This is a genomic window from Fusibacillus kribbianus, assembly GCF_030053595.1.
GTDB classification, from domain to species: domain Bacteria; phylum Bacillota; class Clostridia; order Lachnospirales; family Lachnospiraceae; genus Lientehia; species Lientehia kribbiana.
The window spans coordinates 1-18,575 of the sequence record NZ_JASGBQ010000020.1 but is presented as its reverse complement, the minus strand read 5'-3'; the positions used below and the strand labels follow the sequence as shown (position 1 = coordinate 18,575).

General features: G+C 45.0%; 18 protein-coding genes. 12 read left to right on the top strand and 6 right to left on the bottom strand.

Annotated elements, in window-relative coordinates:
- Positions 1–4: 4 nt before the first annotated feature.
- The 4 genes from uvrA (at position 5) to guaA (ending at position 5,803) form a co-directional block, all read left to right on the top strand.
- Positions 5–2,857: an excinuclease ABC subunit UvrA gene (gene uvrA, locus QJ036_RS10300; RefSeq protein WP_283231300.1), complete on the top strand. Its 2,853-nt coding sequence runs from the start codon at positions 5–7 to the stop codon at positions 2,855–2,857.
- 23 nt (positions 2,858–2,880) lie between these two features.
- Positions 2,881–3,498: a histidine phosphatase family protein gene (locus QJ036_RS10295; RefSeq protein WP_283231299.1), complete on the top strand. Its 618-nt coding sequence runs from the start codon at positions 2,881–2,883 to the stop codon at positions 3,496–3,498.
- A gap of 71 nt (positions 3,499–3,569) precedes the next feature.
- Positions 3,570–4,046, top strand: a complete 477-nt coding sequence (locus QJ036_RS10290) for a zinc ribbon domain-containing protein (RefSeq protein ID WP_283231298.1) — start codon at positions 3,570–3,572, stop codon at positions 4,044–4,046.
- A 215-nt stretch (positions 4,047–4,261) separates the two neighbouring features.
- Positions 4,262–5,803, top strand: coding sequence for a glutamine-hydrolyzing GMP synthase (gene guaA / locus QJ036_RS10285; RefSeq protein WP_283231297.1), 1,542 nt, complete (start codon positions 4,262–4,264; stop codon positions 5,801–5,803).
- Between the two features lie 224 nt (positions 5,804–6,027).
- Here guaA and QJ036_RS10280 read toward each other — a convergent pair whose 3' ends face one another.
- Positions 6,028–6,576: a helix-turn-helix domain-containing protein gene (locus QJ036_RS10280; RefSeq protein WP_283231296.1), complete on the bottom strand. Its 549-nt coding sequence runs from the start codon at positions 6,574–6,576 to the stop codon at positions 6,028–6,030.
- A gap of 396 nt (positions 6,577–6,972) precedes the next feature.
- Between QJ036_RS10280 and QJ036_RS10275 the strand changes: the two genes are divergently transcribed.
- A complete protein-coding gene (locus tag QJ036_RS10275; RefSeq protein WP_015560978.1) occupies positions 6,973–7,158 on the top strand; it encodes an AlpA family phage regulatory protein in 186 nt (61 codons plus the stop codon).
- A gap of 93 nt (positions 7,159–7,251) precedes the next feature.
- The gene (locus QJ036_RS10270; RefSeq protein WP_283231295.1) at positions 7,252–8,226 is read left to right on the top strand and encodes a site-specific integrase; all 975 of its coding nucleotides are present in this window, start codon (positions 7,252–7,254) and stop codon (positions 8,224–8,226) included.
- Here QJ036_RS10270 and QJ036_RS10265 read toward each other — a convergent pair.
- The 5 genes from QJ036_RS10265 to mobV form a co-directional block, all read right to left on the bottom strand.
- Complete coding sequence (locus QJ036_RS10265; protein ID WP_283231294.1) at positions 8,206–10,029, bottom strand: recombinase family protein; 1,824 nt, start codon at positions 10,027–10,029, stop codon at positions 8,206–8,208. The two genes, QJ036_RS10270 and QJ036_RS10265, sit on opposite strands and share 21 nt — an antisense overlap.
- Before the next feature lie 272 nt (positions 10,030–10,301).
- A complete protein-coding gene (locus QJ036_RS10260) occupies positions 10,302–10,550 on the bottom strand; it encodes a hypothetical protein (RefSeq protein ID WP_283231293.1) in 249 nt (82 codons plus the stop codon).
- Positions 10,551–10,723: 173 nt separating this feature from the next.
- Complete coding sequence (locus QJ036_RS10255) at positions 10,724–12,346, bottom strand: recombinase family protein (RefSeq protein WP_283231292.1); 1,623 nt, start codon at positions 12,344–12,346, stop codon at positions 10,724–10,726.
- A gap of 86 nt (positions 12,347–12,432) precedes the next feature.
- Entirely contained in the window at positions 12,433–12,624 is a 192-nt protein-coding gene (locus QJ036_RS10250; RefSeq protein ID WP_107617399.1) for a hypothetical protein, read from the bottom strand.
- 43 nt (positions 12,625–12,667) lie between these two features.
- Complete coding sequence (gene mobV / locus QJ036_RS10245; RefSeq protein WP_107617398.1) at positions 12,668–13,612, bottom strand: MobV family relaxase; 945 nt, start codon at positions 13,610–13,612, stop codon at positions 12,668–12,670.
- Between the two features lie 204 nt (positions 13,613–13,816).
- Between mobV and QJ036_RS10240 the strand changes: the two genes are divergently transcribed.
- The 6 genes from QJ036_RS10240 to aac(6')-Im all read left to right on the top strand — a co-directional run bounded on the left by QJ036_RS10240 (position 13,817) and on the right by aac(6')-Im (position 18,104).
- Positions 13,817–14,620: a helix-turn-helix domain-containing protein gene (locus tag QJ036_RS10240; RefSeq protein WP_107617397.1), complete on the top strand. Its 804-nt coding sequence runs from the start codon at positions 13,817–13,819 to the stop codon at positions 14,618–14,620.
- Between the two features lie 38 nt (positions 14,621–14,658).
- The gene (gene cas1 / locus QJ036_RS10235) at positions 14,659–15,564 is read left to right on the top strand and encodes a type II CRISPR-associated endonuclease Cas1 (protein ID WP_107617396.1); all 906 of its coding nucleotides are present in this window, start codon (positions 14,659–14,661) and stop codon (positions 15,562–15,564) included.
- Positions 15,561–15,866, top strand: a complete 306-nt coding sequence (cas2, locus tag QJ036_RS10230) for a CRISPR-associated endonuclease Cas2 (protein ID WP_080568455.1) — start codon at positions 15,561–15,563, stop codon at positions 15,864–15,866. Before cas1 ends, cas2 begins: the two co-directional genes overlap by 4 nt.
- A gap of 85 nt (positions 15,867–15,951) precedes the next feature.
- Positions 15,952–16,482, top strand: coding sequence for a phage major capsid protein (locus QJ036_RS10225; protein ID WP_283231291.1), 531 nt, complete (start codon positions 15,952–15,954; stop codon positions 16,480–16,482).
- Positions 16,483–16,624: 142 nt separating this feature from the next.
- A complete protein-coding gene (aph(2'')-IIa, locus tag QJ036_RS10220; protein WP_002592615.1) occupies positions 16,625–17,524 on the top strand; it encodes an aminoglycoside O-phosphotransferase APH(2'')-IIa in 900 nt (299 codons plus the stop codon).
- Between the two features lie 43 nt (positions 17,525–17,567).
- Positions 17,568–18,104: an aminoglycoside N-acetyltransferase AAC(6')-Im gene (gene aac(6')-Im / locus QJ036_RS10215; RefSeq protein ID WP_283231290.1), complete on the top strand. Its 537-nt coding sequence runs from the start codon at positions 17,568–17,570 to the stop codon at positions 18,102–18,104.
- The last annotated feature ends 471 nt before the right edge of the window (positions 18,105–18,575 follow it).

The window sequence follows — 18,575 nt, the reverse complement described above, 5'->3', positions numbered from 1 at the left end:
TGAAATGGCAGAAACAAAATATATCAGGATTCGCGGGGCCAATGAGCATAACCTGAAAAATATTTCGGTGGATATCCCCAGGGACAAATTTGTGGTACTGACCGGTCTTTCCGGTTCGGGAAAATCTTCTCTGGCCTTTGATACCATCTATGCAGAGGGGCAGCGGCGTTATATGGAATCTCTGTCTTCTTATGCAAGGCAGTTTCTGGGACAGATGGAGAAGCCGGATGTGGAAAGCATTGAGGGACTTTCTCCGGCCATTTCCATTGATCAGAAATCCACGAACAGGAACCCCCGTTCCACGGTGGGAACAGTGACGGAGATCTATGACTATTTCCGTCTGTTGTATGCGAGAATCGGAATTCCCCACTGCCCCAAATGCGGGAGGGAGATCAGGAAGCAATCCATCGATCAGATGGTGGATCAGATCCTGGAGCTTCCGGAGAGGACGAAGATCCAGCTTCTGGCTCCGGTGGTCCGCGGGCGGAAGGGACGCCATGAGAAGGTCCTGGAACAGGCGAAGCGAAGCGGTTTTGTGCGTGTCCGCATTGACGGGAATCTTTATGAACTGACAGAGGAAATTGCCCTTGATAAAAATATCAAGCACAATATTGAGATCGTGGTGGATCGTCTGATGGTGAAAGCAGGCATTGAAAAACGGCTGACGGATTCCATTGAAACGGCGATGCAGCTGTCGGACGGACTGATGATCGTGGACATTCCTGACGGCGAGCCGATGAATTTCAGTCAGAGCTTTGCCTGTCCGGACTGCGGTATCAGCATCGAAGAGGTGGAGCCCAGAAGCTTTTCCTTCAACAATCCTTTCGGAGCCTGTCCGGAGTGCTCCGGACTGGGCTACAAGATGGAGTTTGACGAGGATCTGATGATTCCCGATAAAAGTCTGAGTATCAACCAGGGTGCTATTGCCGTCTGCGGCTGGCAGTCCTGTACCACAAAGGGAAGCTTCAGCCGGGCAATCCTGGAAGCACTGGCGGAAACGTATGATTTTGATCTGGATGTGCCCTTTCAGGATTATCCGAAAACGGTCCATGACATTCTGCTCCATGGAACCGGCGGCCGCGAGGTAAAGGTCCATTACAGAGGCCAGAGGGGGGAAGGCATCTACGATGTGGCCTTTGAGGGACTGATCCGCAATGTGGAGCGCCGTTATCGGGAAACCGGATCAGACACTACGAAAGCAGAATATGAGACCTTTATGAGAATTACTCCCTGTAAGGTCTGCGGCGGCCGCCGTCTGAAGCAGAGCTCTCTTGCGGTGACGGTCTGCGATAAAAATATTTATGAGATTACATCCATGTCGGTGGGAAATCTGAAGAAATTCCTGGAGCATATCGAGGACAGACTGACTCCCACACAGGTGGCAATCGGCGGAATGATCCTCAAGGAGATCCGCGCCAGAGTGGGATTTCTGGTGGATGTGGGCCTGGATTACCTGTCTCTGGCCCGCGGCACGGCCACGCTGTCCGGCGGCGAGGCACAGCGGATCCGTCTTGCCACTCAGATCGGCTCCGGCCTGGTGGGGGTGGCGTATATTCTGGATGAGCCCAGTATCGGACTTCATCAGCGGGATAATGATAAACTGTTAAGGACACTGATCCATCTGCGGGATCTGGGCAACAGTGTGCTGGTGGTGGAGCATGACGAGGATACGATGCGGGCTGCCGATTATATTGTGGATATCGGTCCAAGAGCCGGTGAACACGGCGGTGAGGTGGTGGCTGTGGGGAAGGCCGGGGACATTATGGCCTGTGAAAAATCCATTACCGGTGCTTATCTGAGCGGACGGATCAAGATTCCTGTGCCTTCCTCCAGAAGAAAACCCAACGGCTTTCTGAGGGTTCGGGGAGCAGCGGAAAACAATCTGAAGGATATCGATGTGGAGATTCCGCTTGGAGTTTTTACCTGCGTGACCGGAGTGTCCGGGTCGGGAAAATCGTCTCTTGTCAATGAGATTCTCTACAAAGCGCTGGCAAAGAAGCTGAATCGGGCCAGAACCATTCCGGGAAAGCACAAAACCATTGAGGGAGTGGAAAAGCTGGATAAGGTCATTGCCATTGACCAGTCGCCCATTGGCCGGACACCGCGATCCAATCCGGCTACCTATACCGGGGTCTTTGATATGATCCGGGATCTGTTTGCGTCCACGGCGGATGCCAAGGCAAGGGGATATCAGAAGGGGCGTTTCAGCTTCAACGTGAAGGGTGGGCGCTGTGAAGCCTGCGGCGGAGACGGCATCCTGAAGATAGAGATGCATTTTCTGCCGGATGTATATGTCCCCTGTGAGGTCTGCGGCGGCAAGCGCTATAACAGGGAAACGCTGGAGGTCAAATATAAGGGAAAGAGTATCTATGATGTTCTGGATATGACGGTGGAGGAGGCGCTTCGCTTCTTTGAGAATGTTCCTTCCATCCGCAGAAAAATTGAGACGTTAAACGATGTGGGACTTTCCTATATTAAGCTGGGACAGCCATCCACCACATTGTCCGGCGGCGAGGCCCAGCGGATCAAGCTGGCAACGGAGCTTTCCAGGCGCGACACCGGAAAGACGATCTACATTCTGGATGAGCCGACAACAGGCCTTCATTTTGCAGATGTGCATAAGCTGGTTGAAATTCTCCAGCGTCTGTGCGAAAATGGAAACACTGTGATCGTCATTGAACATAATCTTGATGTGATCAAAACGGCGGATTATCTGATCGATATGGGACCGGAGGGCGGTGACGGCGGCGGAACTGTGATTGCAAGAGGCACTCCGGAGGAGGTGGCCGAAAATCCCATATCCTATACAGGACAGTATGTGAAACGGTATCTGAGCGAGAAGCCGGAAGGCGTGTAAGAGCAGGAATAAGGAGAACAGAGATGAGATTTATATTTGTAAGGCATGGAGAGACGGAATGGAATGTGACCGGCCGTTATCAGGGACAGACAGATGTTCCTCTGTCGGAAAAAGGCAGGGCTCAGGCAGAAGCTTTAGGAAAGCGGTTTGCCGACATCCATGTGGATGAGGTGTATTCTTCGCCCCTTAAACGGGCTTATGACACTGCCAGAGCCATTGCAGAGCCGAAGGGCCTCCCCATTCACAAGGTGGATGGGATCAAAGAGCTGAATTTCGGGGAATGGGACGGTCTGACAAAAGAGCAGCTGACAGAGCAGTTTGGTGAAGCCTTTGTAAAATACAGAATAGAGCCCTTCCATTACCCCATGGCCGGGGAGGGGACGCTGAACAGGGCCAAGCTCCGTGTCGGCGCAGCCCTGGAGGATATCAAGGAAGAATTCCGTCACACCGACAAAACGATCGTTGTGGTGGCTCACGGAGGAATTCTGAAGCTGGCAATCTTTTATCTTCTGGACATCAGTTCCAGACTGTATCGGTGTATTGAGCTGGACAATACTTCGCTGACGATCATTGATGTGGAGGAGGATCGCTGCATTCTCCGGGTCCTCAACGATGCCCATCATCTGGACGGAAGTCGCTGATTGACATTTATAATAGATGAAATTATAATGAAAGAATGTGGGGGGACTTTTCTTTTGAGAGGAGGATTCAAATGGGATTTTTTGATACGTTAAGTGAGACGGTTGCAAATACAGGCAGAGCATTGGGAAACAAGACAAAGGAAGTGGCAGGCTCCACTAAGCTGAGCCTTCAGATTTCCCAGGAGGAAGCGAAGTTAAAGAAGGCGTATGCAGCTCTCGGCGAGGCATTTTACAATGAGCATAAGGATGATATGCCTGAGAAATACGCTGTTTATGCGGCTGATATCAAAGAATGTGCGGATCGGCTGGAGAGTCTGACAAAAGATAAACAGATTCTCAAAAATCAGAAGCACTGCACCAGCTGCGGCGCCTGGATGCCTAATGAGGACCGGTTCTGCGGAAAATGCGGAGCAGAAAATGAAATTCTCGTGAAGGAGCCGGAAGCAGAGGAAGAAGAGGAAGGAGAAACAAGAATTTGTCCTTCCTGCCATGCCAGTGTGAAGGCAGAGCTGTTTTACTGCCCGGAATGTGGAGAAAAACTGTCGTAAAGTTTCACTGACGGGAAACCTTCGCGTATAAATGGATATATGCAAAGATTCCTGTCAGGTGCATTTTGTGCGGCAGGATAAGTTACGGCAGCCGACAGCACATGGGAACAGGCAGAATTACACAGCCTGAGGCGTGTTGCTCCCTGTTAACCGACGCTATCTTTATTTTTGGATCGAAATATTACTAACAGAGAAACAAGCAGGAGGAGATCTTTGTGAAAAAAGAGATGATTATTGTGCTGGATTTTGGCGGCCAGTATAATCAGCTGATTGCCAGACGGGTCCGGGAATGCAATGTCTATTGTGAGGTGCATCCCTACAGCATGGACCTGGAAGCAATTAAGGCCATGAATCCCAAGGGTATCATTTTTACCGGCGGCCCCAACAGTGTTTACGGGGATGACTCGCCCCGCTGCCGTCAGGAGCTTTTCGATCTGGGCATTCCCATTCTGGGAATCTGTTATGGTTCCCAGCTGATGGCGTATATGCTGGGCGGAAAAGTGGAGACGGCTCCTGTCAGCGAATACGGCAAGACAGAGGTGGAGGTTGACAATACTTCTGTCCTGTTTGGCGATGTGTCTGCAAAAACGATCTGCTGGATGAGCCATACCGATTATATTGCAGCAGCTCCGGCAGATTTCAGGGTGGTGGCGCACACGCCTGTGTGTCCCGTAGCTGCCATGGAGTGCCCGGACAGAGGGCTGTATGCGGTTCAGTTCCATCCGGAGGTTATGCACACCCAGGAAGGCATGAAGATGCTCTCCAATTTTGTGTATAAGGTATGTGGCTGCCGCGGCGACTGGAAGATGGGTTCCTTTGTGGAAGAGACCATCAAGGCTCTGCGGGAGAAGATCGGAGACGGCAAGGTGCTCTGTGCCCTTTCCGGCGGCGTGGATTCTTCTGTGGCAGCAGTTCTTTTATCCAAGGCGATCGGCAAACAGCTGACCTGTGTCTTTGTCGATCATGGTCTTCTCCGCAAGAATGAAGGCGATGAGGTGGAGGCTGTATTTGGTCCCAACGGCCCTTATGAATTGAATTTTATCCGTGTCAATGCCCAGGAGCGTTATTATAAGAAACTGGAGGGCATTACGGAGCCTGAAAATAAAAGAAAAATTATCGGTGAAGAGTTCATTCGCGTATTTGAAGAGGAAGCGAAGAAGATCGGCGCCGTAGACTATCTGGTACAGGGAACGATCTATCCTGATGTGATCGAGAGCGGTCTTGGAAAATCTGCCGTTATCAAATCACACCATAATGTGGGCGGACTTCCCTCTGTTGTGGATTTCAAGGAGATTATTGAACCTCTGCGTCTCCTGTTCAAGGACGAGGTGCGAAAAGCCGGTCTGGAGCTTGGCATTCCCGAATACCTTGTGTTTCGCCAGCCTTTCCCCGGCCCCGGTCTCGGAATCCGTATCATAGGTGAAGTGACTGCCGAAAAGGTTCGCATCGTTCAGGAAGCTGACGCAATCTACCGCGAGGAGATCGCGAAGGCCGGTCTGGACCGCTGTGTCGGTCAGTATTTCGCTGCCCTGACCAACATGCGTTCTGTGGGCGTTATGGGTGACGGAAGAACTTACGATTACGCCGTCGCACTGCGCGCAGTGAACACAAGCGACTTCATGACCGCGGATGTGTCAGAGATTCCTTTCTCCGTGCTGACCCATGTGGCAAATCGGATCGTCAATGAGGTCAAGGGGGTCAACCGGGTAATGTATGATCTTACCAGCAAGCCGCCGGGAACGATTGAGTTTGAATAATTTTCAAAAGCTCGCAAAGCCTAGTAAAATGGGCATTTGCGAGCTTGTTTTTTGCCTTGTGGTACTATTTTGGTACTAAAGTGAGTTGTGCGGGAATAGAAAATTGATGGCTTGGAATGCTTGCATTCCATAGACAGCAGGTTTCTATTCATATAGGGCGAACGCCCTCCATCGAGATGCAGCGAAGCGGAATCGAGATGGTGCACAGCGGATGACATTATGTTTCACGCATGAGGCCATGTTATTTTCCACTCAAAATACTCGTTAGGAGAAATCTCTCCATTATTTAATTTCGTTTTCATTTCACACCATTCCGAAAGGAAATCATTTACCAATCCATATTCAAAAGTTAATGCGACAGGTGAGCCTGCACTGTCATAATCATCTTTATTGTAAGTTGGTCTGGCAGTCTCGGAAGGTTTTGCAGGTGTCATTGCAGTCAGATGAATCAGGTTGCCGGGAGCTGTATACTCTGGAAATCTTGTGCCTTTTCCACGTGCCGGGAGAGATGTGGCACTTTCTTCAAGCCAGAAAAGTGTTTCGATGATATCTTCAGCAGCACCAAGGCTGTAATCAGAGATTGCCTTGTAATTGCAGTGCAAAGCATCAGCAAGCTTTAGAATCATATCTTCACCGGGAATGCGGGCACCGGTTTCATACTGGGATATACGGACCGACATATTTTTGCCTTCAAATCCAAGTGCACCGCCCAGCTCGTCCATTGTCATTTTACGGAATACCCGTATTTTCTTTATTCTTTCACCAATTGTCATAGTGTAGTTACCTCCGTTTATCTGTCCCTGATGGACTGTTAAAGACAGTATAACACGGAAAAAATGAAAATGGAAGTTTTTCTATACGAAAGCATTAGAAAAACTACTTGACAATTCAATACCACACGGTATAGAATAATACCAATTCAATTATCTATACGGTATGGTATTGAAAAAACAACTGAATGAGCGGTATCAGAAATCTAACAGGCATTTGCCAGGACATTCATAGGAATCGAGCGAATGTAGACACTCCCCCAAGCGGACCGAGTACCTCGAGCAGGAGCGGGCGGTATTACAGGAGATCATCTCAGGTAAGGAGGCTGGTTGTGACATCAGCAGAACTGGTATGGAGAAACGCCAAAACAAATTTTAATGGAAAGGTGGTGAAAGGGCATGAACGAAAAGTTTTTAGAAGTAGGAGATGTGATGCAGATTCTTGGAATTTCAAGATCCGCAGCATACAAGCTTATGAGACAGATCAACAGTGAACTTGAAAAGAAGGGTTACATTGTAATCCGTGGAAAAGTAAGCAGAAAATATTTTGAAGAACGCATTTATGGTATGAGTGATGCAGGATAAGCAACAGGTAAGAAGATTGAGACAGAGGCAGGTGCAAAAGTTATATCGGCTTAGGCATCTGCTTTTGCATATGAAAAGAAGGAGATGATGAATATGCCAGCTTATAAAGACAGTAAGACAGGCACCTGGTTCGTCAAATTCTATTGTAAGGACTGGACCGGGGAAAATAAACAGATAAAGAAGAGAGGATTTGCAACAAAAAGAGAAGCGTTGGATTATGAGCGTAATTACAAAATACGGCAGGAGAATAATCTGGATATGACATTTGGAGAGTTCTGGAAGCTGTATACAGAGGATGTGAAAAATTATGTCAAACTCAACACTTGGCTTACAAAAGAACACATTGTGGATACAAAGATACTTCCATATTTTAAGAATCTTAAGATGAATGAGATTACACCGGGAGATGTACGCAAGTGGCAGAATGAGATGGTTGCATTTCGTAATGAGAATGGGAAGAGTTATTCCCAGACTTACAAGAAGACAATGCACAACATCTTAAGTGCGATATTTAACCATGCGTGCAGGTTTTATAATCTGAAATCAAATCCGGCAAGACAGGCCGGAAATATGGGCAGGGAAGAAAAGAAGGAAATGCTTTTCTGGACAACTGAAGAATATAAGAAGTTTTCCGAAGCGGTGATTGACAAGCCGGTTTCATTTTATGCATTTGAAATGCTGTACTGGACGGGAATGAGATTAGGTGAGCTGCTTGCTCTTACGATGGAAGATTTTGATTTTGAAAAGAACACAGTCAGAATAAATAAATCGTATCAGCGACTGCAGGGGCAGGATGTTATTACAACACCGAAAACACCTAAGAGCAACAGAACAATCAAGCTGCCAAAATTCCTTGCGGAAGAAATGCAGGAATATTTTGCAATGTTATATGACCAAAAACCAACAGACAGGATTTTTCTGGTAACAAAGAGCTTTCTTCATCATGAGATGGAGCGTGGATGCAGATTATCCGGTGTGAAGAAAATCAGAATCCATGATCTAAGGCATTCGCATGTTTCACTATCACAGGGTTATTTCTGGGACAGTCTATCCGACTGCCTCAGATAACCCTTTTTCTTTTGTTCCACGTTCCGCCTTTTCACGCTCGTATTTGCGACGCATATAGGTACGATTCCATGCACGTTTACGGCGTTTGCGGTCTTCTTCTTTTATCTGTTCGGGAGTAAGCACCGGCATCGGAACATCCAGTTTTCCTACATACTTAAGATAAATATCAATCTGCTGGATTCTGTCCCCGGTAGATTTGTCTGCTTCATGTACTACAATCTTATCAACAAATTCATGGATCATCGGAGTAGTAAGTTCTGTAAAATCTGTAAACTTGCGTACTAGTTCAACAAACTTATCTACATTATCCGTATTTTCCTGATATTCGTTTAGGGAACGTTCCATAGCTTCCACTGATAATTCCAATTCACTTTGTTCTGCTTCGTAGTCAGCCAAAAGCATTTCAAATCGCTTGTCACTTAACTTCCCGTTTACATTGTCCTCATAGATTTTCTTTATGAGGATATTTAGTTCATTGATACGTTTCTGCTCTCTGGAAAGACGCTTTTTCAGTGCTTTGGCTTCACTTTCCTGTTGAAGTTCCGTAGCACCGCGAACCTTTTCGATAAATTCTGCTTCATGCTCTTTTACATAACTGCTGGTAGCCTTAATGGTTTCCAAAAGCAAATCACGGACAACATCCGTGCGGACATGGTGTTGTGTACATTTGTTCTCAAACTTGCTTTTCGCTTTGCTGTAAGTGGAGCAGGTGTAATTGTCCTGTGCGTTGGTGTACTTGCCTGTAGGATTACCGTTTTTGTCCTTCTTTTCATAACCATTCGTGCGATGATTGAACATCTTGGCACCACAGTCGGCACAATAAACCAGTCCGGTTAAAGGATTGATGTCACCTTTCTTGCTGGGGCGGTGCTTGGTCTCACGGATTTTCTGAACAGTAAGCCAAGTCTCTTCATCCACAATTGCCTCCTGCGTGTTTTCAAAAATAATCCAGTCTTCCGGTGAGTTATGAACGGAATATTTATCCTTATAGGATAATTTCTTGGTACGGAAATTCACAGTATGCCCCATATACTCAGGCTTTCTTACAATGTCTGAAACAGTAGTGGCAGTCCATGTATATGGTCTGCTCATGTCACAGCTTCCCCGACAGGTTCCAAGACCCTGCTTTGCAAGATAATAAGAAGGTCTTTCGATTTTTTCATCCTTCAGTATCCTTGCTACCTGCATCGGTCCGTTTCCTTCTATGATAAGCTGATAAATTCGTCTTACCACAGCGGCAGCTTCTTCATCAATAATCCAATGATTTGGGTCATCAGGATCTTTCTTGTACCCGTAGATTGCATTACTTGTCAGATGCTTTCCATCCATTCCTTTATTATGAAGCACGGATTTTATTTTCCGACTAGTATCTCTTACATACCATTCATTCATAATGTTAAGAAATGGGGCAAATTCGTTACTGCAATCGTTCAGGGCACTGTCCACATTATTGAAAATGGCGATAAATCGAACATTTTTCTTTCGAAACAGCACTTCCGTATAAAAGCCCACCTCAAGGTAATTACGCCCGATACGGCTCATATCCTTTACAATAACACATCCTACAATACCATCTTCAATGTCTGCAAGCATACGCTTCCAGTCAGGTCTGTCAAAATTGGTTCCCGACCAGCCATCATCTGTATAATGATGCAGATTGGTAAATCCCTGTTCAGTTGCATATTTCTCCAGCATTTTCTTCTGGTTTATGATACTGTTGCTGTCACCGCTTTGCTCATCATCACGGGATAATCTCTCGTAGAGTGCAGTGATTTTGTTTAGTTCCGGTTGTTTGGTTTTCATAAGATTCTCCTTTCAAAACAAACAACCAGCTTATCTGTGGTTTTATTCTACCACGAATAAGCTGGTTTGTGTAAAAATAATTATTGTCTCACTAATAGGAGAAATCCGAAAGAAAATCGGAACTGTCTTATAAGTATCATAAAATTTTAATTCCATAAATTTATGGGAGATATATTGATATCTTTGTTGTAAAAATATCAAGCTTTCTGTCTGTTGTCATTTTGGCAAGCTTAAATTTTCCTCATCTAATAAAAATATAAAACCATAAATTCTTACACAGTAAGTTCGTATTTGATTTTTTTTGCCAGGTAATTAATTGCAAAACCACATGCCAAAATAAAAATTCCGATTAATCTCATTATTACATCTTGTATTCCTGATAACTCCAGTAAATGCGGAAATGAAAGTACCAATACCAATCCACATACAAGCAATCCATCTCCAACCAATTGCATAATAGCTAGTCTCTGCTTTCCTTTCTTATTATTAAATATTTGTAAAAAATTATTTTCTGCTTTCATGACATAATCCTCCTTATCAATTCTCTCTCCACTTAATAATTCATTTACAGTTATATCAAATATTTCACATAATTCCGGCATAACAGATATATCTGGAATGCTTTTCCCGGACTCCCATAGTTAAGGTTATTGCTTCCCCTGCGTACCGCATCCCGACACGCAGGGAGTTTCATTTAATCAATCTTTCCGATAAAGCGGTAGTAGATGTCTACCTTCTGTTTCCGGCAGCCATCCGGGCTTTTTACAGCTTCGTGCACCACGATTTTCTCAATCAGGGTGTTTAAAAGCTCGGTGGTCAGTTCCGTGGGACTGGCGTACTGCTTAATCAGTTCTACCCACTTTTCTGCATCGCTTTCCGTCTGTTCCATGGAGCTTAAGGCTTCCTGCAATTCCCGGATTTTTGTTTCCAGTTCCCGTTGCTCCGTCTGAAACCGTTCCGAAAGCATGGTAAAGTTGTATTCGGTTATCTTTCCCAAAGACCAGTCCTCGTACAGCTTTGTAAACAGTCCGTCTACCTCGGCTTTTCTCTTTGTGGCTCTTTTCAGTTCCACGGCTCTTTGTTTCTTTACGGCACTGCGTTCCTTGTTTCCGGCATTTAACAACTGCTGTAGCAGTTTTTCATCGTCCCGGTGCACCTGCTCCGACCAGTATTGCAGTCTGGAAAGCACATATCCGTAAAGCACATCATAGCGGATGTAGTGCATGGAGCATTGTCCCAGTCCCTGTCCGTTTTTCCCGCAGTGGTAGTAGCCGTAAGGTGTTTTGTTCTGCCGGTTGTCCGCATAAGAAAGCGTCCATCCGCAGTCGGCACACTTGATAAGTCCGGCAAATATCTGGGTCTGTCCGTTTTTGCATACCCGCCGGCGACCGGCTATCTGCTCCTGTACCTGTAAAAATACTTCCTTCGTGATGATGGCTTCGTGGGTATTCTCTACCCGGAACCACTCCGACTCGGGCTTTCGTACCACCTTCTTGTTTTTAAAAGAGACGGTGGACTGGCGGTTGTGCACGCTGTTCCCGATGTAGTTTTCATCCTTCAGGATGCTTTTTACCTGTGCTATCGTCCACTGATACCGTTTGGATTCCTCTGCTCCCTCAAATACATGGGCGAAGGTGCCGTTTCTTTGGAAATTTACCCACGCCGGGGTGGAAACCTTTTCCTCCATCAGTATCCGTGTGATTTTCGCTGCTCCTGCACCGTGCAGGGCAAGCTCAAATATCCTTTCGATAATCCACTTGGTATCCGGGTCAATCAGAAGGTGTCCCGTCTGCTCCGGGTCCTTTCGATACCCTAGGGGTGCATAGGCTCCGTAATGGGCACCATTAGCAAAGCGGGTGCGGAAGGCTGCCTTGACCTTCTTGCTGGTCTGTCTGGCGTGCATCTCATTCAGGATGTTTAAAAACGGGGCAAGCTCATTATCGCCGTTAAGGGTATCCACGTTGTCATTGATGGCAATGTAGCGTACTCCCTTGCTTGGGAAATAAAGCTCCGTGTACTGCCCGGTCAGAATGTAGTTTCTGCCAAGACGTGACAAGTCCTTTGTCACAACACAGTTGATTCTGCCATCCTCGATGTCATCAATCATCCGTTGGAACTCCGGGCGGTCAAAATTGGTGCCGGACCATCCGTCATCAATGTATTCACCCACCACGTTCAGACCGTGTTCGTGGGCGTATTCCCGGAGCATCATCCGTTGGGTGCGGATACTTCCGCTTTCTCCCTGAAGCTCATCGTCCCGGCTCAGACGAAGGTAAAGTGCCGTGTTATAAATGGTTGTATTGTTTGGTTGTTTCATCAAAATCCTCCTTTTTGAAACAACCCACGCTTACAATACTGCCTGTAAAAATATTATAGCGTAAGCATGGGTGATAATCAATGTATTTAAGCAGAAATCTTACCTTCCGCAGTGTATAGCATTACATCCGTAAGCAGGGCATCCAGCTTCTTACCGTTTGTGGCAAAGTGTTCGGATATCTCAATGTGGTTTTTCCCATACACAAAATACTGTTTTCCGTCCTCAGCCATAAGGACCTTTCCTGCCGGCGATTCCGTACCGTTTCGGTTCTTTCCCATAGGCATCCTCCTTTCCTTGGTTCCCGGCATCCAAAGATGCCGGCTATCGGTTTCTGTCTTCCTTTTTTGCTTCCTGTTTGAGTTCTGCTAAAAGCTCCGGTGGTATCCGGTCCATGAGCCGGTGTAGCTCCCTTAATTCGCTTTCCTGCTTCGCCCGTTCCATTGCATTCTTTAGTTTTCCGCTTTCCCCGGCTTTTGCCCGGGCTTCCAGTTCCCTGTTTTGGGAAATCAAATCGTCGATGGTAACCTGATACTTCTTTAGCTGCCCGAGGAAATTCTCCATCTGGGGAAACCACTTCCGTAAAAGCTGTAACGCTTCCTCCTTCTGTTTTCCGGCGTTAAACACGGTGATGTTATCCAATGTCTGCACGATTTTCTTTCCCTGTTTGGTAAGGCTGACCGCCTGCTTAAAGAGCCTTGTGGGGATATGCTTTCTTCCCGTGACTTGGGCACTTTCTCCACGTTCCAAGTCAGGATACTTCTCTGCCATGTAAGCATGGAAATCATCCTGCCATTTGGTAAGGCTTGCCCGGTTTCCGATAACCTCCTTGGCACAAAGCCGGTTATCCTTGGTTAGCGGAACAAAGGTCAGGTGCAGATGGGGTGTTTTCTCGTCCATGTGTACCACCGCAGAAATGATGTTTTCCCTGCCGACCCGGTCCGCAAGAAACTCCGTAGCCCGTTTAAAATAGGCTGCCGTTTCCTGTGTGGATTTCCCTTTGAAAAACTCCGGGCTTGCGGTAATTAACGTATCCACAAACCTTGTGCTGTCCTTTCTTGTACGACAGCCGGATTCCTCGATTCGGTGCTTGATAAATCGTGAATACCGCTCCTTCGGTTTGATGGTGTGGAAGTTGTATTTACTGCGTTCCGTATCAATGTCGGGATTACTGGCATACCGTTCTTTTTTCCGTTCGTGGTGGGCTTCCAGAGCCCCGGATGGGGCTCCCTTGTGCTTTGCAAATCGTAAAATAGCGTATTGTGGCATGTAACTCCTTCCCGTCCACAAAAGAGTGGACATTTCTTTATTTTCAAGGTACGGCTCATCGATGAACTAAGAAAAGTCTACACTTATTTTTCATGCTGTGCCGTATATCCGAAAGGCAGGAAATATAGGACATTTGGCAGGACTTTCCGCTTTTACGGAAATGTGGTAGAATGGAGAAGAAAATGATTATGAGGAGATGATACTGTGGCATTAACCATACAGGAACGATTAAAAGACCTACGGGTAGAGCGGGGACTGACCTTGGAACAGCTTGCCGGTGAAACCGGGCTGTCAAAATCTGCCCTCGGAAGCTATGAATCGGAGGATTACAAGGATATCAGCCATCACGCCATCAACCGTCTGGCTGACTTTTACGGTGTGACTGCCGATTATCTGCTTGCCCGGACAGAAACAAAACGTCACCCGAATGCAGAGCTTTCTGACCTGCATCTGAGTGACGAAATGATAGAGCTATTAAAGAGTAAACGGGTGGATACGGCACTGCTCTGTGAACTGGCAACCCACCCGGATTTCACAAAGCTTCTTGCCGACATACAAATCTATGTGGAAGGGATTGCATCCATGCAGATACAGAACCTGAATACATGGGTGGATGTGGCAAGGGCTGAAATCATGGAAAAGTATCAGACAACGGAACAGGACAAAACCATGTATCTGTTGCAGTCAGCCCATGTGGAAGAAGGCGACTATTTCCGTAGCCGGGTACATAAGGACATGGACGGCATTTTAGAAGATATCAGAAACGCCCACGTTGGAAGAAATGACGGAGCACCGAAGACCTCTGTGGCAGAAGAACTGCGACAGGATTTGGAGGAAGTGGCAGCCTTTGAAGGAAGCCGGGCAGAACAGCTTCTGTTGGTTTTCTGTAAGCAGACCAAGCTCCGTTACAATAAGCTGACAGAGGAAGAAAAACAGGCACTGATGCGGATAATGCAGAAGTCGGAGTTGATGAAAAGCCCTATTTCACAGAGGGGCAGGAAAAAATAAAATATGTATACTTAAAGATGCTTTGAGAGGTAACATTTATGGGATTTCGTACACTTGAAATTAGTCATGCAGCAGAAATACACATAAAAGAAGGGCAATTGGAAATCACAACAGACGATGGAATTGCAGTTGTGCCGATAGAGGACTTGAATCAGATTATGGTACATGGTGCTAATATACGACTTTCTACAATGGATTTATCTATCTTAAGTCAAAATAAGGTGGCACTGATGACGCTGGATGACAGATATTTACCGACAGCCATTGTGTTGCCATTTGAAGGTCATGCAAGGCAGTCTAAATTAATGCATGCACAAATAAATACTACACATGAAAAATATATGGAATTATGGATTGATATTATAAAACAAAAGATAAGTAATCAATCCAGAGCTTTGTCTATTATGGGTTTGGATGGTGCGGAAAGAATTGCAGAGCATGTGGCAACTGTAGATGAGGAAAATGTGGATTACTGTGAATCATTAGCTGCTAAAGAATATTTTGCATATTATCATGAGGGATTTAACAGAAGAAGTGAGGACCCTATCAATAGCAGACTGAATTATGGCTATGCTGTTGTAAGAAGTGCAATTGCAAGAAAACTGGTGGCAACGGGTTTTCATCCAACTTTTGGAATACATCATGACAATCAATTGAATGCATTTAATCTGGCTGATGATTTGATAGAACCGTATCGTGCAATAGTTGATTTAGTAGCACACAACAATATAGCGTCAAACATTCAGTTGACAAAATCAGAAAGAAGAGAATTGGCGCATGTATTACATAATGCCTGTATTGTCGATGGAGTCAAGGTTAATGTAATGTCGGCGATTGATATTATGGTGGAAAGTTTGAAGAGGATTATTTTAGATGCTTCGACGGAAAAATTAAAGGTACCAATGATTCTGCCGATTGAAAGTATGGAGGGAATTACGGAATGAGATTACTTGTTATTCTTAGTCCAACAGATAGATGGGGAACTAAAACAGAGTATACGAGGCTTCGAAAGTTTTTACATAAAGATGGCTATTTGCGAATAGCACCGGAAGCGTATATGCGGATAGTGCAAAATAGGAAAGCATCCGAAAAACATTACAGACGAATTGAAGAGTACGCACCTAAAACCGGAACAGTAAGACTTTTACGTTTGACAGAGAAGCAATATAATAACATATATTTGGTGACAGGAGAAGCAGATTATCAGGAAAAAGTAGTTGGCATAAACAGTCATATTATGTTATAATGAGACTTGTAACAGACTAATTATCTATATTTGGGAAGTTAATAAAACTTTGTACTAAATATAGTGGTTGAATGACCCGCCAAAAATGGTGCATCGTTCAACCCAGATGACCAAGCTGGAAAACACAGCTTTCATCCACACTACTCAGAGCACTCCGAATGTGCTTCCTACAACGATGCTCAATGAGATCTGGGATCTCGTATCTAAGGAGCACAGCATTGTTGGTGATGTCCGCACTCTTAAGACCGGCACAATCATCGAGATCGTAAAGCACACAGCTGTTGTTGCTGGTGCAGCTGTTAAGCAGACCAAGGCAAACGAAGGAAAGGCTCCTACAGACGATGAGCAGAATACTTTCGTGAAGGTTACTCTTTCCGGTAATGACTTCGCAAAGGCTGTCGAGCTCTCTTATGCTGAGGCTGAGATGAGCATCGATGCTCTTGAGCAGTACCTCATCCAGGAGATTGCAAAGAGCCTCGGCGATGCCATCGCTGATGACATGGTTTCCACTGTTAAGACCGGCACAGCTGCAGCAAACAAGACTACTTCTGCAACTGTTGGCAAGGTGACATATCCTGAGATCGCTGCAGCTTTCGCAGCACTCAAGGTTGAATGACCCGCCAAAAATGGTGCATCGTTCAACTGTGTCTGAACGTATAAAATGTGTTTAGAAAACTTAAATTTTCAGGCTTACGGAGAACTTGAAAGTAAGCGATTATATGATGTTTCTGTTAATACCTTACGTGAGGAAAAATGAAATGATTGATTTGGACGTAGAAATATATCAGCATTTGAATGAACAGATAAAAATAAATAAACTCTGCTATTTGTCATCAGGCGATGATAGCGATACTTTTTTATGTAATGAACAATATGTTGTGAAAGTTCCAAAGCGAGATTCAGTTAGATTTGCTCAGAAACGAGAGTTTGAATTGTATCGTTTTTTAGAAAATTGTAATTTATCTTATCAGACCCCTGCGGTAGTATATCAAAGTGACCGATTTAATATTATGAAATATATTAAAGGGGAACGTATTACTTATGAGCAGTATCATAAGTTGAGTGAAAAGGAAAAGGATGCCCTTGCATATGATGAAGCTACGTTTTTGAAAGAGTTACATTCCATAGAGATTGATTGTTCTGTCAGTTTGTTTTCAGATGCTCTGGTGAATAAGAAAGATAAGTTTTTGCAAGATAAAAAATTACTTATAAGTATTCTGGAAAAGGAGCAGCTGTTAACTGATGAGATGTTGGAACATATCGAAACAATATATGAAAACATATTAAGCAATGCTGTTTTATTTAAATATACCCCTTGTTTGGTACATAATGATTTCAGTGCAAATAACATGATTTTTAGAAATAATAGACTGTTTGGAGTTATTGATTTTGGCGATTTTAATGTAGGTGACCCGGATAATGATTTTTTGTGCTTGCTGGATTGTAGTACAGATGATTTCGGGAAAGAATTTGGCAGGAAGGTATTAAAATACTATCAGCATAAGGCGCCGGAAGTAGCAGAAAGAAAAGCAGAGCTTAATGATGTGTATTGGTCGATAGACCAAATCATTTATGGTTATGAAAGAAAAGATAGGGAAATGTTGATTAAGGGTGTTTCTGAATTGCTACAGACACAAGCAGAGATGTTTATATTTTAGCAGGAAAAGATGATGCGAAATTATATCATGGAAGAGGTGAATTATGTTGGAAGAAAAGCGAGTTTCCTTTCGCCCGATGAGTGAGGATGATTTAGTTCTAATGTTAAAATGGCTGACAGATGACCGTGTTCTTGAATTTTACGACGGTAGAGATAAAAAGCATACACAGAAAACGATTCGTGAGCATTATACAGAGCAATGGGCGGATGAGATTTATCGAGTCATCATTGAATATGATACAATTCCCATCGGTTACGCACAAATATACAGAATTCAGGGGGAACTTTTCGACGAATATGATTACCATGAGACGGAAGAAAAGATTTATGCGATGGACCAATTTATCGGTGAGCCGGAATATTGGAATATGGGAATCGGTGCAGAATATTGCAGAGTAGTATGCCAATATCTACGAACGGAAATGGATGCCGATGCGGTGATTCTTGACCCACGAAAAAATAATCCACGAGCGGTACGAGCATATCAGAAGGCGGGATTTGAAATTATTAAGGAGCTTCCCGAACATGAGCTACACGAAGGGAAGAAGGAAGATTGTGTGTTGATGGAATGGAGAGCGTAATGTTAATGAATTTTAATTTCTAAGGTTGCAAACTTTCAGTAAGTCGGCGCGTTTTACGGAAAGACGAAATTGAATTTGATGGACGCTTAGTTGAATGACCCGCCAAAAATGGTGCATCGTTCAACTATACCCTCTACCTGCTAATCAAAGAGCTTTACTTCTGTGACTGACACGGGCACAGAAACAAAGCTCTTTTTGTCTGCTTCAAAATCGACACCCCGAATCCAGTCCCCGACTTTTCGCAGACCCGCAGATAGAGGGTATAACACACTAGACTTTGCAAGCAAAGTCCGTGTGCCAAAAAGGGGCGTTGCCCCCTTTGGATTCCCCCGTCATTTCCGTTTCTCGGTAAGCGCCAAATATTCCTGCGGATTTTCTTATCTCCTGGATTCCTCTATAATTGTAAATGAAAGATAGTTAGACTATTTCACTACAATTACGGAGGATAGGTTATGACAGCTACACGCAAAG

Excerpts from the sequence above, each read along its gene's own strand:
- uvrA (WP_283231300.1), top strand. The coding sequence starts at position 5 with ATGGCAGAAACAAAATATATCAGGATTCGCGGGGCCAATGAGCATAAC.
- QJ036_RS10295 (WP_283231299.1), top strand. The coding sequence starts at position 2,881 with ATGAGATTTATATTTGTAAGGCATGGAGAGACGGAATGGAATGTGACC.
- QJ036_RS10290 (WP_283231298.1), top strand. The coding sequence starts at position 3,570 with ATGGGATTTTTTGATACGTTAAGTGAGACGGTTGCAAATACAGGCAGA.
- QJ036_RS10280 (WP_283231296.1), bottom strand. The coding sequence starts at position 6,576 with ATGACAATTGGTGAAAGAATAAAGAAAATACGGGTATTCCGTAAAATG.
- QJ036_RS10275 (WP_015560978.1), top strand. The coding sequence starts at position 6,973 with ATGAACGAAAAGTTTTTAGAAGTAGGAGATGTGATGCAGATTCTTGGA.
- QJ036_RS10270 (WP_283231295.1), top strand. The coding sequence starts at position 7,252 with ATGCCAGCTTATAAAGACAGTAAGACAGGCACCTGGTTCGTCAAATTC.
- QJ036_RS10265 (WP_283231294.1), bottom strand. The coding sequence starts at position 10,029 with ATGAAAACCAAACAACCGGAACTAAACAAAATCACTGCACTCTACGAG.
- QJ036_RS10260 (WP_283231293.1), bottom strand. The coding sequence starts at position 10,550 with ATGAAAGCAGAAAATAATTTTTTACAAATATTTAATAATAAGAAAGGA.
- QJ036_RS10255 (WP_283231292.1), bottom strand. The coding sequence starts at position 12,346 with ATGAAACAACCAAACAATACAACCATTTATAACACGGCACTTTACCTT.
- QJ036_RS10250 (WP_107617399.1), bottom strand. The coding sequence starts at position 12,624 with ATGGGAAAGAACCGAAACGGTACGGAATCGCCGGCAGGAAAGGTCCTT.
- mobV (WP_107617398.1), bottom strand. The coding sequence starts at position 13,612 with ATGCCACAATACGCTATTTTACGATTTGCAAAGCACAAGGGAGCCCCA.
- cas1 (WP_107617396.1), top strand. The coding sequence starts at position 14,659 with ATGGGATTTCGTACACTTGAAATTAGTCATGCAGCAGAAATACACATA.
- cas2 (WP_080568455.1), top strand. The coding sequence starts at position 15,561 with ATGAGATTACTTGTTATTCTTAGTCCAACAGATAGATGGGGAACTAAA.
- QJ036_RS10225 (WP_283231291.1), top strand. The coding sequence starts at position 15,952 with ATGGTGCATCGTTCAACCCAGATGACCAAGCTGGAAAACACAGCTTTC.